13 protein-coding genes are annotated in these 12,644 nt (G+C 71.2%); 7 read left to right on the top strand and 6 right to left on the bottom strand.

All coding sequences use genetic code 11. The features are described 5' to 3' along the window. The first annotated feature begins 41 nt into the window (after positions 1-41). The 6 genes from OIE13_RS27590 (at position 42) to OIE13_RS27565 (ending at position 5,188) form a co-directional block, all read left to right on the top strand. A complete protein-coding gene (locus tag OIE13_RS27590; protein WP_442811730.1) occupies positions 42-605 on the top strand; it encodes a DUF4956 domain-containing protein in 564 nt (187 codons plus the stop codon). Further along, positions 605-1,555 (top strand): polyphosphate polymerase domain-containing protein, encoded by a 951-nt coding sequence (locus OIE13_RS27585; RefSeq protein WP_326635142.1) that lies wholly within the window; start codon positions 605-607, stop codon positions 1,553-1,555. Before OIE13_RS27590 ends, OIE13_RS27585 begins: the two co-directional genes overlap by 1 nt. A 34-nt stretch (positions 1,556-1,589) precedes the next feature. Next, on the top strand, positions 1,590-2,528 hold the full coding sequence (deoC, locus tag OIE13_RS27580) for a deoxyribose-phosphate aldolase (RefSeq protein ID WP_326635144.1): 939 nt from the start codon (positions 1,590-1,592) through the stop codon (positions 2,526-2,528). A 9-nt stretch (positions 2,529-2,537) separates the two neighbouring features. Further along, on the top strand, positions 2,538-3,965 hold the full coding sequence (locus OIE13_RS27575; RefSeq protein WP_326828906.1) for an aldehyde dehydrogenase family protein: 1,428 nt from the start codon (positions 2,538-2,540) through the stop codon (positions 3,963-3,965). After that, on the top strand, positions 3,958-4,155 hold the full coding sequence (locus OIE13_RS27570) for a hypothetical protein (protein WP_326635147.1): 198 nt from the start codon (positions 3,958-3,960) through the stop codon (positions 4,153-4,155). The genes OIE13_RS27575 and OIE13_RS27570 overlap by 8 nt, the downstream gene beginning before the upstream one ends. 160 nt (positions 4,156-4,315) lie before the next feature. Further along, a complete protein-coding gene (locus tag OIE13_RS27565; RefSeq protein ID WP_326646960.1) occupies positions 4,316-5,188 on the top strand; it encodes an aldehyde dehydrogenase family protein in 873 nt (290 codons plus the stop codon). A 170-nt stretch (positions 5,189-5,358) separates the two neighbouring features. On the opposite strand, the gene OIE13_RS27560 is transcribed toward OIE13_RS27565, so the two are convergent. The 4 genes from OIE13_RS27560 to OIE13_RS27545 all read right to left on the bottom strand — a co-directional run bounded on the left by OIE13_RS27560 (position 5,359) and on the right by OIE13_RS27545 (position 10,714). Next, positions 5,359-6,765: an amidase gene (locus OIE13_RS27560; protein ID WP_326635149.1), complete on the bottom strand. Its 1,407-nt coding sequence runs from the start codon at positions 6,763-6,765 to the stop codon at positions 5,359-5,361. A gap of 47 nt (positions 6,766-6,812) precedes the next feature. Next, positions 6,813-7,010, bottom strand: coding sequence for a hypothetical protein (locus OIE13_RS27555; RefSeq protein WP_326635151.1), 198 nt, complete (start codon positions 7,008-7,010; stop codon positions 6,813-6,815). Continuing rightward, a complete protein-coding gene (locus OIE13_RS27550; RefSeq protein WP_326635153.1) occupies positions 7,003-7,854 on the bottom strand; it encodes an SPFH domain-containing protein in 852 nt (283 codons plus the stop codon). Before OIE13_RS27550 ends, OIE13_RS27555 begins: the two co-directional genes overlap by 8 nt. A gap of 223 nt (positions 7,855-8,077) precedes the next feature. Further along, positions 8,078-10,714, bottom strand: coding sequence for an ATP-dependent RNA helicase (locus OIE13_RS27545; protein WP_326828905.1), 2,637 nt, complete (start codon positions 10,712-10,714; stop codon positions 8,078-8,080). Between the two features lie 306 nt (positions 10,715-11,020). On the opposite strand from OIE13_RS27545, the gene OIE13_RS27540 reads away from it, so the two are divergent. Beyond that, on the top strand, positions 11,021-11,149 hold the full coding sequence (locus tag OIE13_RS27540) for a hypothetical protein (RefSeq protein WP_326635157.1): 129 nt from the start codon (positions 11,021-11,023) through the stop codon (positions 11,147-11,149). 47 nt (positions 11,150-11,196) lie between these two features. On the opposite strand, the gene OIE13_RS27535 is transcribed toward OIE13_RS27540, so the two are convergent. Together OIE13_RS27535 and OIE13_RS27530 are read right to left on the bottom strand one after the other, a co-directional pair. Beyond that, positions 11,197-12,027 carry an undecaprenyl-diphosphate phosphatase gene (locus OIE13_RS27535; RefSeq protein ID WP_326635159.1) on the bottom strand — a complete coding sequence of 277 codons (831 nt, stop codon included), beginning with the start codon at positions 12,025-12,027 and terminating at the stop codon, positions 11,197-11,199. A gap of 329 nt (positions 12,028-12,356) precedes the next feature. Then, positions 12,357-12,530: a hypothetical protein gene (locus OIE13_RS27530; RefSeq protein WP_326635161.1), complete on the bottom strand. Its 174-nt coding sequence runs from the start codon at positions 12,528-12,530 to the stop codon at positions 12,357-12,359. Between the last annotated feature and the right edge of the window lie 114 nt (positions 12,531-12,644).

The raw sequence follows: 12,644 nt of genomic DNA, 5'->3' as shown, positions 1-12,644 counted from the left end.
AGTGGAGATGCTGTTCATGAACAGCGGCAGGAAAAGGGGCGATTGTGATAATCGGACTGGTGATGGACCTCTCGGCGATCATCGTGCTGGCCTACGGTCTTTACTATCGGCGCCACCATCGGCGTGATTTGTTGTTCGCCTATGTCGCGCTGAACGTGGGGATCTTCGCGGTGGTGTCGCTGCTGCTCGTGCAGCGGGTGGACATCGCCGTGGGATTCGGGTTGTTCGGTGTGTTGTCGATCATCCGGTTGCGGTCCAGCGAGATCACTCAGCAGGAGATCGCCTACTACTTCGTCGCGATCGTGCTGGGGCTGGTCAACGGCATCGCCGGAGCATGGCCGCTGACCGCGCTCGCGCTCAACGGGGTGCTGCTGGCGGTCATGTACATCGCTGATCACCCCAGGTTGCTCGGGCGCACGAGACACCAGGTCGTGACGCTGGACGTGGTGCATTCCGATCCAGAGTCGCTGCGGGTGGACCTGGAGGGCAGGCTGCGGGCGCGGGTGCTGCAGTGCGTGGTCATGCAGATCGACTACGTGCGGGACATAACGGTGGTCGATGTCCGCTACGTGGGTTCGAACGCGCGTGCCGGAGTGGTGCGGTGATGGCCGAGCCGAACGCGGACGTGCTGCTCGTCGGGGTCGCGGCCGAGGTGCCGCCGATCGGGCTGGAGGACGTGCCGGAGCTGATGAGCCGGGTGGACAACAAATACCTGGTGACGGCCGCGACCATGGCGGCGCTCGCGGCCGAGCTGAGTGACCGGTTCGTCGCTCTGGAGATCGCAGGGCGGCGACAGTTCCGCTATACCTCCACCTACTTCGACACGCCGGATCTGCTGACCTTCCGCCAGCATCGCCAGGATCGGCGGCGCAGGTTCAAGCTGCGTACCCGTACCTATCTGGACAGTGGAGACCGCTGGCTGGAGCTCAAGCTCAGTGGGGCGCGGGGCAGCACGGACAAGCATCGCATCCCGTACGACGACGCGCCGGATCAGACGCTCACCCGGGAGGCGATGGACTTCGTGCGCGACACCCTCCTCGGCGGGTTGCGGCTCGTCGCGCCCGAGACGCTGGAGGCGGTGCTGGCCACGGACTACAAACGGGTGACGCTCATCGACCGGGCCGGGGCGGCGCGGCTCACCTGCGACACCGGTCTGCTGTGCCGCGACGGGCAGCGCGATGCGCCCGCCCGCCGGGACCTGGTGCTGCTGGAATCGAAGTCGGTGGACGGGAAGGCGCTGGTAGACAAGGTGCTGCGGGGGATGGGGGTGCGGCCGGTGACCGTGAGCAAATATTGCGTCGGGATCGCCGCGCTCCGGGGGCTGCGGGCCAACAGGTGGCAGCCGGTGCTGCGAAGCTACCTCGTGCACCGGCCGGTGGCCGGGTCTCCTCGGCCGCCTTCTCCAGCTCCTCCAGCAGTTCCGGATCGATCGGCTCCGTGGTGTCAACGGTTCCCCGCGTGCCCCGGAGAGCCCGCGGCGGTCGCGTCAGGCCGGACCCGGCGGATGTTGACGAAAACCGACGAGAGGGCTGTGCAAGGTCCAGTTTGGAAGTAATCACACCAGTGGGCATGCTGGAGAGGTGTCAACTATGACGACCTCGCTCGCGGACGTGGCAACGTCCAACGCCACGCTGCGAACCTTCCTGCACGGCCTGCCCGGTGTCGACCGCGTGGGCGCCGACCAGCGCGCCGCGATGCTCGGCACCCGATCCATCAAGACGACCGCCAAGGCCCAGGCCATCGATCTCGCCATCGGCATGGTGGACCTGACGACCCTGGAGGGAGCCGACACCCCGGGTAAGGTCCGCGCGATGTGCGCCAAGGCCCTCCACCCCGACCCGGCCGACCCCTCCGTCCCCAGGGTGGCGGCGGTGTGCGTCTACCCTGACCTGGTCGCCGAGGCCGTGGTTGCGCTGAAGGACTCCGGCGTCAAGGTGGCCAGCGTCGCGACCGCCTTCCCCAGCGGACGCTCCTCGCTCGATGTCAAGGTCGCCGACACCGTCTTCGCGGTGGCGGCCGGAGCCGATGAGATCGACATGGTCATCGACAGGGGCGCGTTCCTCGCGGGTGACTACGTCAAGGTCTTCGAGGAGATCGTCGCGATCAAGGCCGCCTGCGGTGCCGCTCACCTGAAGGTGATCCTGGAGACCGGCGAGCTGTCCACGTACGACAACGTGCGCCGCGCGTCCTGGCTGGCCATGCTGGCCGGGGGCGACTTCATCAAGACCTCCACCGGAAAGGTGCAGCCCGCCGCGACCCTTCCGGTGACGCTGATCATGCTGGAGGCGGTCCGCGACTTCCTGGCCGCGACCGGCCGCAAGGTCGGGGTGAAGCCCGCGGGCGGCATCCGGACCACCAAGGACGCCGTCAAGATGCTCGTCCTGGTCAACGAGACCGTCGGTGAGGGCTGGCTCAGCCCCGACTGGTTCAGGCTCGGCGCCTCCACACTCCTCAACGACCTGCTGATGCAGCGCCAGAAGATGGCCACCGGCAGGTACGCGGGTCCCGACTACTTCACCCTCGACTAAGGCGTTCACATGTTTGAGTACGCACCGGCGCCCGAGTCGCGTGACGTCGTCGACATCAGGCCGTCCTACGGCCTGTTCATCGACGGCGAGTGGGTCGACTCCCAGGACGGGCATCTTCACAAGACCGTCAACCCCGCCTCCGAGGAGGTCCTGGCGGAGATCGCCTGGGCGACGGAGGCCGATGTCGACCGGGCGGTCTCGGCCGCACGCAAGGCGTTCGGCGTCTGGTCGGCGCTGCCCGGCTCGGAACGGGCCAAGTACCTGTTCCGGATCGCGCGGATCATCCAGGAACGCTCGCGCGAACTGGCCGTGCTGGAGTCCCTGGACAACGGCAAGCCCATCCGCGAGTCCCGCGACGTGGACCTGCCCCTGGTGGCGGCCCACTTCTTCTACTACGCCGGCTGGGCGGACAAGCTCGGATACGCCGGGTACGGCCCCGGCCCGCGCCCGCTCGGGGTGGCCGGCCAGGTCATCCCGTGGAACTTCCCGCTGCTCATGCTCGCCTGGAAGATCGCCCCTGCCCTGGCCTGCGGGAACACCGTGGTCCTCAAGCCCGCCGAGACCACCCCGCTGACCGCGCTGCTGTTCGCGGAGATCTGCGCGCAGGCCGACCTGCCCCCCGGCGTGGTCAACATCGTGACCGGTGCCGGACAGACCGGCGCAGCCCTGGTCAACCACCCCGACGTCGACAAGGTGGCCTTCACCGGTTCCACCGAGGTCGGCCGCCAGATCGCCAGGTCGGTCGCGGGCTCCGGTAAGAAGGTCACCCTGGAGCTCGGCGGCAAGGCCGCGAACATCGTGTTCGAGGACGCCGCGCTTGACCAGGCGGTCGAGGGCATCGTCAACGGGATCTTCTTCAACCAGGGCCACGTCTGCTGTGCGGGCTCCCGGCTGCTGGTGCAGGAGTCGATCGAGACGGAACTGCTCGACGCGCTGAAGCGGCGGCTCGGCACGCTCAGGCTGGGCGACCCGCTGGACAAGAACACGGACATCGGCGCGATCAACTCCGCGGCCCAGCTCGCCAAGATCCGCGAGCTGTCGGACCTGGGGGAGGTGGAGGGCGCCGAGCGCTGGTCCCCGGCCTGCTCGTTGCCCGACAAGGGCTTCTGGTTCCCGCCGACCATCTTCACCGGTGTCGCCCAGTCACACAGGATCGCCCGTGAGGAGGTCTTCGGCCCCGTCCTGTCCGTGCTGACCTTCCGCACCCCGGCCGAGGCGGTGGAGAAGGCCAACAACACCCCGTTCGGCCTTTCGGCGGGCGTGTGGACGGAGAAGGGTTCGCGCATCCTGTGGATGGCGAGCAGGCTCCGCGCCGGTGTCGTCTGGGCCAACACCTTCAACCGGTTCGACCCCACCTCGCCGTTCGGCGGCTACAAGGAGTCGGGATACGGGCGCGAGGGCGGCCGGCACGGGCTGGAGGCGTATCTCGATGTGTGAGCATCAGCGCGTCAGGCGCCGCCGCCGCCGTGCCCAGAGCACCCGGGGCCACGGCTTCGCCCGCACCGGGCGACCGGTGCTGCGGGGCTGGTTCGCCCACCGGTGCGGTGTGAGCCGCTGCGGTCAGATCTTCGTGCCGGCCCGGCTGGCGCAGCAGGAGAGCTCGTGGAGAGGGCTGGGAAATGAGTAAGGCGGAGAAGCCGAGCCGGGCGCGGGCGACCAAGCAGGCCACGGAGCGGGCGACCAAGCAGGCGGCCAAGCAAGCCACGGAGCAGGTCACGGAGCAGGCCACGGAGCAGGCCACGGAGCAGGCCACGAGGCAGGTTACGGAGCGGGCCACGGAGCGGGCCATGGACTCAGGGGACGAACGTCGGCCCGCACGGCTCGCCGTGCGTAAGACGTACAAGCTGTACATCGGCGGGGCGTTCCCGCGCTCCGAGAGCGGAAGGTCCTACGCCGTGACCTCCTCCAGCGGCGACTTCCTCGCCAACGCCTCCAAGGCCTCCCGCAAGGACGCCCGCGACGCGGTGACGGCCGCGCGCAAGGCCTTCGGCGGCTGGTCGGGTGCCACGGCGTACAACCGGGGACAGATCCTCTACCGCGTCGCCGAGATGCTGGAGAGTCGCCGGGACCAGTTCATCGCCGAACTGGCGGAGTCCGGGACGAAGAACGCGCGGGAGGTCGTGGACGCGAGCGTCGACCGGCTGGTCTGGTACGCCGGATGGTCTGACAAGATCGCTGCTGTCGCCGGGTCCGCCAACCCCGTCGCCGGCCCCTACTTCAACATCTCCTCGCCGGAGCCGACCGGCGTGGTCGCGGTGGTCGCCCCCGACAAGCCGCTGCTCGGGCTCGTCTCGGTGATCGCCCCGGTGATCGTCACAGGCAACACCTGCGTGGTGATCGCGAGCGAGCGCGCCCCGCTGCCCGCGATCACCCTGGCCGAGGTGCTCGCCACCTCCGACCTGCCAGGCGGGGTGGTCAACATCCTCACCGGCTCCGTCGCCGAGATCGCCCCCCATCTGGCCGCGCACATGGACGTCAACGCCCTCGACCTGGCCGGGGTCGCCGACGACGCCCTGGCGGTCGCGTGCGAGGAGGCGGCGGCGGAGAACCTCAAGCGGGTCCTCCGCCCCGTCGAGACCGACTGGTTCACCGACCCCGGCACCGGGCGTATGACCGCCTTCCTGGAGACCAAGACGGTCTGGCACCCCACCGGCGTCTGACCCGTACGGGCCACCCGCGCGGCGCGGCTCCGGCGCCGCGCCGACCGGTTGTCGGGCATGCCGTTGAGCGGCGGCCAGGTGATCAGGTGATCAGGTGATTAGGTGATCAGGCGGTCGGGTGATCAGGCGATCAGGCGGTCGGGTGATCAGGCGGCCAGGCGGTCGGGTGATCAGGTGGGTGGGGCGTGGCGGGTCCAGGGGCGGGCGGTCTCCAGCTGGCCGGCCAGGGCCAGGAGCTGTGCCTCGCCCCCCGGGGCGGCGACGAGCTGGACGCCGATCGGCATGCCGCTGGAGTGCCGGCCGTACGGGACGGTCATGGCGGGCCAGCCGGCCATGTTCCAGGCCGCGGTGGTGGGCGCGTACGTCAGGTTGGCGCGGGCGTTCGCCAGGAGCCCACGTCGGCCCCAGCGGGCCGCGGCCGGTGGCAGGTCGGCGAGTGTCGGCGTGACGAGCACGTCGGCATTGCCGAACCACTGGTCGGCACCGTACGCGCGCCAGCGGTCGCGTCCCGCCGTGCCGTCCGCCCCGAACCTGGCGAGCAGCCGTCCGGCTCTCGCCAGAGACCTGGTGCGCCGTTCGAGACCGCGTGGGTCGAGGCCGTCCACGTCGCCCCTGGCGCACGCGAACCAGGTGGCGACGGCGGCGGCACCGACCCCGAGGGGCATCGGCCGGGGGTGCTCCACCACGGTGTGCCCCGCCGCGCCCAGGACCTCCGCCGCACCGGTCACCGCCCGCTGGAACTCGGCGTCCACCGAGAGCCCGGAGGGCAACGGCATCGGCGCGACCGCGATCCGCAGCCGCAGCGGCTCCGACAGGGTCAGCCCGCCCGGGTAGTCGTCGATGGCGCTGTCCACGCCGAGTGCCTCGCTCTCGCCGGGCGTCGCCAGTGACATGTCGTCCGCCATGACGGCCAGGGCCAGGGCGAGATCGGCCACGGTCGTGGCCAGTGGGCCGTTCTCCGACATCCCGTACCAGTCGTGCTCGGGCGGTGGGACCACCCCGTGGCCCGGCTTGATCGAGACCAGGCCGCAGCAGGCGGCCGGGATGCGCAGCGAGCCCAGTCCGTCGTTGCCGTGGGCCAGCGGGACCATGCCCGCCGCCACGGCGGCCGCGCTCCCGCCCGACGATCCGCCGGGGGTGCGCCCGAGGTCCCACGGGTTGCGCGTCACGCCGTACACGCTGTCGGAGAATCCGGCCAGGCAGAGCTCCGGCACGTTGGTGATGCCGACGACCACCGCGCCCGCGGCCCTGAGCCTGGCCACCACGGGATGATCCTCGTCCGCGGGCGCGTCCGGCGTCGCCGCGGAACCGTTGCGGGACGCCTCGCCCCGGATCGGGACGTTGTCCTTGATCGCGATCGGCACCCCGGCCAGTGGCAGCCCGGACAGGTCCGCCCGCTCCTGTAGCGCCCTCGCCTCGGCCAGCGCCCGCTCGGCGAGGACGACGCGGAACGCCCCGACGTGTCCGTCACGCTCGGCGATGGCGTCGAGGTGCTCCTCGACGACCACGGGCGCGGTGGCCTTCCCCCGTCGCACGGCCTCCGCGATCTCCACTGCGGAACTTCCCACCCACGACATGAACCGAGTGTGGTCCGGTGAGTCCGCCAGGGGAAGCGTCCCACGTCTCAATCAGATGACTTGTCCGGCTCATCGGTGTTATTCCGCTCGCCCCGCCGGGGCTCGCGCCCCGCCGCCTTGAGTGCCAGACGGAGCGCGTACTCCAGTTGGGCGTTGACACTTCTCAGGTCGTCGGCCGCCCATTTGGCGATCACCTCGTAGACGGCCGGGTCGAGTCTCAACAGGATCTTCTTGCGCTCAGCCATAGAGGCTGCCGGCGTTGACCACCGGCTGTGTCGCCTTGTCACCGCAGAGGACGACCAGCAGGTTGGAGACCATCTGAGCCTTGCGCTCCTCGTCGAGTTCCACCACGTTCTCCTCTCGCAGTTTGGTCAGCGCGAGCTGGACCATACCGACCGCGCCGGCGACGATGTGGGTGCGTGCCGCGACCACCTGGGCGGCCTGCTGCCGGACCAGCATCGCCTGGGCGATCTCCGGCGCGTAGGCGAGGTGGGTGATCCGCGCCTCCAGCACCTCCACGCCGGCGAGCTGGGTGCGGTCGCTCAGCTCGGTGGTGAGCTCGGCGGCCACCTCGGCGCCGTCGCGCAGGCTGGTACGGCCCTCCTCGTGGGCGTCGTACGGGTGGCTGGTGGCCAGGTGCCTGACGGCGGCCTCGGACTGGATCGCCACGTACTGCTCGTAGTCGTCCACGGCGAACGCCGCCTTGGCGGTGTCGGCGACCTTGTAGACGACGACGGCGGCGATCTCCACAGGGTTGCCGTCGGCGTCGTTCACCTTGAGCTTGGTCGTCTCGAAGTTGCGCACCCGGAGGGTGACGCGCTCCTTGCTGGTGAACGGCAGCACCCACTGGAATCCGGCCTGGTTCACCGTCCCGATGTAGCGGCCGAAGAACTGCACGACCTTCGCCTCGTTCGGGTTGATCACCGCGAACCCGGTGGCCATGACCGCCGCGACGACCCCCCACACGATCGCCGCGGCGATCAGCCACGCTTCTCCCGCCGCCCACCCGGCCCAGGCCAGGACGGCCCCGAGTGCCAGGAGCCCGATCAGGACACCGAATCCGTTCATCCGGAAAGCACGTCGTTCCATGTACTCCACCCTTGCTATCGAAGTGATATCACTACGATAGCTCATAAAAGCCGGCCGCGCGCCGGCCGCCGGGAACATCGGGTACGGCTCCCGGGGCGGCGACGGGGATGGGCGAGGTGGGTTCCCGGTCCTGTCACCGGGAGCGTCGGGTAAGGCTTCCGGGCAGAAGGGGAGGTGAGCGGGAGCCGGGGTCAGCGGTGAGGGAGGTGAGCGGGAGCCGGGGTCAGCGGCGAGGGTTGACGCGGCGGGTGGCGGTGGCCGACATGGGGTCGTCCGGCCAGGGATGCCTGGGATAGCGGCCGCGGAGCTCGGCGCGGACCGCGCGGTAGCCCTCGCGCCAGAACGAGGCCAGGTCGGCGGTGACCGCGGCCGGGCGGCCCGCAGGGGAGAGCAGGTGGATCACCAGCGGCACCCCCGCGACGCGCGGGGTCTCGGCCCAGCCGAACAGCTCCTGCAGCTTGGCCGCCAGCACCGGCTGCTCGCCCGAGTAGTCGACCCTGATCCGCGACCCGCTCGGCACCTCGACCCGTTCCGGGGCCACCTCCGCCAGCCGGACGTTCCACGGGACCAGGCGGTGCAGTGCGGAGACCACGTCGAGGCGCTCCAGATCGGGGCGGCGGCGGGCACGCGACAGCTCGGGCTCCAGCCAGCGGTCGGCCGCGTCGACCAGCGCGTCGTCGTCCATCGCGGGCCAGGGGTCGCCGAGAGTGCGCCGGCAGAAGGCCAGGCGCTCGCGCAGGGCCACGGCCTCGGGCGTCCAGCGCAGGATCGACAGGCCCTCGACGCGCAGCCCCTCCAGGACGGCGGGCCGCACGTCGGCGCCGCTGAGCACGCCGCTGGACAGCTCGATCGCGCCCAGCCGCTCCACCTGGCGCGCCGACACGTCGCCGCGCCGCTCTCCCGGCGGTACGCGCCAGACGATCTCCTCGCCGGAGCCGTACAGGGGAGCGGCGGCGAGCCTGGCGATCTCCTCGTCGATCACCACCGCCTGCCTGATCCTGGCGGACACCGCCCCGGCGGGCCGGTCCGCGACCGCGATGGCCAGCCACTCCGCCGTCCCCAGCCGGGACCCGCGCGGCAGCTCGGCGGCCGTTCCCGAGGCCATCAGGTACGACCCGCCCCGCCGCCGCGCCACCCGTTCGGGATAGGCCAGCGCCACGACGATCCCGGCCACGGCATCGTCATCCCGGGCCGTCTCGTCCCACCGGGACGCCTCGTCACCTCGGGCCGTCTTGCCGCCTTGGGCGGTCTTGCCATCTCGGACCGTCTCGTCGCCCCGGTGCGCCGCGTCGCCTCGGGCGGTTCTGCCGTCCCGGGCCGTCTCGTCACGCCGGGCCGTGACATCGGTGGGCAGTGGTCGTCCCGGGCGCCGGTCGGAGCCGGGGACGGCGCGAGCCAGCCGCCTGGCCTCCTGACGCCACCGGGCGGAGAAGCCGTCGCCGCCCTGGCGCGCGGAGCGCCAGACCGCCACCAGGTCGTCGCCGGCGTCCCGGGGAAGCTGTTCCGACAGCAGCGCCACGACCTCGGCGGCCCGGGGCCCGGTGTCGACCAGTGCCCGCGCCAGGCGCGGGTGGACCCCGGCCCCGGCCATCCGCCGTCCCCGGTCGGTCACCCGGCTCAGGGAGTCGAGGGCGCCGAGGGCGTGCAGGGTGCGGCGGGCGGCGTCCATCGCGGCGGCCGGGGGCGCATCGAGCAGGGCCAGGCCGGTGGCGGCGGGGTCGCCCCAGCAGGCGGCCTGGAGGGCGAAGCCGGTCAGATCGGCGAGCGCGATCTCGGGCCGCGCGTGCTCGGGCAACCGCTCGTGCTCGGCGTGCGACCAGCAGCGGTAGACCACGCCAGGCGCCTCGCGGCCCGCACGCCCCGCACGCTGGACGGCCGAGGCTCGGGACGCGCGGACCGTGGTGAGCGAGCCGAGGCCGCGGGCGTGGTCGGTACGGGGCTCCCTGGCCAGGCCGGAGTCGACCACGACCCGCACGCCCGGCACCGTCAGGCTCGACTCGGCGACCGAGGTGGCGAGCACCACCCTCCGCCCCTCGCCCGGGGAGAGAACCGCGTCCTGGACGCGGGCCGGGGCCTGGCCGTGCACCTGGAGGACGTCGACGCCGGGAAGCATCGCGGCCACCCGGCCGATCTCGCCGACGCCCGGCAGGAAGCAGAGCACGTCCCCCTCGTGCTCCACCAGCGCACGCCGTACGACGCCCGCGACATGGGTCAGGAACGCCGGGTCCACCCGCATGCCGTGGGGCGGCGCGACGCTTCCGGAGGGCGGGGCCCAGATGGGTGAGACCGGGTGCATGGTGCCCAGGGCGTGCACGATCGGCGCGGGGTCGCCCGAGCCGAGGAGGCGGGCCCAGGGAGCGGCGTCGGCGGTGGCGGAGGTGGCGAGGATCCGCAGGTCCGGGCGGAGCGTGGCGCGGACGTCGAGGAGGAACGCCAGCGCGGTGTCGGCGTCCAGATGGCGCTCGTGGCACTCGTCCAGCAGGACCGTGTCCACGCCTTCGAGATCGGGGTCGCGCTGGAGCCGCTGGAGAAGGACCCCGGTGGTAACGACCTCGACGACCGTCCTCGCACCGACCCTGCGCTCGCCCCGGATCGAGAACCCGACCTCCGCACCCACCTCCGACTCACACAGCCACGCCATCCGCCTGGCCGCCGCCCGTACCGCCATCCGTCTCGGCTCGGCCACGATCACCCGCTTCGGCGCCGAGCCGTCGAGGAGCCCGGCCAGCGCGAGCGGGACGAGCGTGGTCTTGCCGGTGCCCGGGGGCGCGCTGAGCACGGCGACGCCCCGCTCGCCCAGCGCCGCGAGCAATTCGGGCAGGGCATGGCGGACGGGTAGGCCGGACCAGTCGGAACGCACCCGTCCAGTCTCCCCGAGTCCGCCCCTTCACGAGACGCGCCCCCGGTGGAGGGCTCCGGCCAGGCAGGGGAAGGGCAGGGGCCGGTCGGACGGTGGAGAAGCCTTGCGCGTCCGGTCGGACGGGAGAAGGCAGGGGCCGGTCGGACGGTGGAGAAGCCTTGCGCGTCCGGTCGGACGGGAGAAGGCAGGGGCCGGTCGGACGGTGGAGAAGCCTTGCGCGTCCGGTCGGACGGGGAAAGGCCCGTCGGTCGCGGCACTCTCGGTCGTGTTGGTGTCCGGCGTGCCCGGCGGGGGAATGACTCCCCCGTGATCGGGCTCACCGCCATGTTCGCCGCCGTTGTGACCGCCTATCAAGACGCCGCCCGGCTGCGGGCGGACGACCGGCCGCCTCCAGCCGGAACCGTGGAGGAGAGCGACACCTCGCAGCCCGCCTAGCGGGCGCGCATCGCTGCTGAGCGCCGGGTCGCTAGGCCGACGGGTCGCTAGGCCGACGGGTCGAGGATTCCGGTGCTCACCAGGGCGATGATGACGACGCCGAGGGCGATCCGGTAGATCACGAAGCCGGTGAAGCGGTGCGTGCTGATGTACTTCAGGAACCACGAGACCGCCAGGTAGCCCACGATGAAGGAGATCACGGTGGCCAGGATCGTGGGGCCCCAGTCGGGGGCCGGGCCTTCGCCGATCTTGGACAGCTCCAGGAAGCCCGCGCCCAGCACGGCCGGGATGGCCAGCAGGAAGGAGTACTTCGCGGCCTCCTCCCTGCGGTAGTCCAGCAGCAGACCGGCGCTGATCGTGCCGCCTGAGCGTGACACGCCGGGGATCAGCGCGAGGGACTGGGCGAAGCCGTAGATCAGGGCATGGGTGAAGCTGAGGTGCCGCTCCAGGGTGAGCTTGTTGCGAGCGGTGCGGTCGGCGTACCACAGGACCAGGCCGAAGACGATCAGGGTGGTGCCGATCAGGCGCAGGTCGCGGAAGACACTCTCGATGGAGTCCTTGAAGAGCAGGCCGAGCACCACGATCGGGATGGTTCCCGCGATGACGTACCAGCCCATCCGGGCGGAGTGGTGGCTGCGCAGGTCGGGTGTCCACAGGGAGCGCGTCCAGGTGGAGACGATCTCCCAGATCTCCTTTCGGAAGTAGATCACCACCGCGGCCTCGGTGCCGAGCTGGATGACCGCGGTGAACGCGGCCCCGGGGTCCTCCCAGCCGAAGAACGCCGACGCGACCCTGATGTGGGCGCTGGAGGAGATCGGCAGAAACTCCGTCAATCCCTGAATCAGTCCGAGGACCACCGCTTCGAACCAGCTGATCACTTGAGCGCCTTCCGTACCAGCACGTGCGTAACCTACGCGAGGGTAGCGGAGCGCAAGGTGAGCGTGCGTGGTCGTTCGGCTGATGTTCACCACGGCTCTTCTGGACCTACGCATCCGTGTTTCCGACTTTTCGCGCCGGCGACGGGAAGGATGCGGGCGATGAGGTCCGAGAGGGGGGTGACCCGCATGGCGGGCCGTCCGGAGGGGGCTGCCGAGCAGGTTCAACGACTGCGACGACGTGGGTGGAGCGGTGCGACCCGCGTGGCGGGCCGTCCGGAGGGGGCCGGACGGCCCGGGAAGGGGAAGGCGCGGGTCGCACCCGGTCTCGCTTACTGCCGGGTTATCTTTACGTCGTCCACTCCCGCCTCGACCAGGGAGGCGGTCGAGGCGTCGGAGGCCTCGATCAGGATGCGGACCGTCTGGCCCGCGAAGGCGGAGAGATCGGCCGTGGCGACCGCCCAGGCCCCGTTGCGGTTGGAGGCCGCGCCGAGTTGCTGGAACACCTGGGTGGTGGTGGAGCCGACGACCTTGACGCGCAGGAAGTCGGCGGTGGAGGAGTTGGAACCGTGCGCCAGGTACCACGACAGCGACAGGTTCAGTGTCCGGTGGGACGGCGG

Origin of the sequence: Streptosporangium sp. NBC_01810 (assembly GCF_035917355.1) — a bacterium.
Lineage (GTDB): Bacteria > Actinomycetota > Actinomycetes > Streptosporangiales > Streptosporangiaceae > Streptosporangium.
The sequence above is the reverse complement of the archived record's forward strand: the minus strand, read 5'-3'. Positions and strand labels throughout refer to the sequence as shown.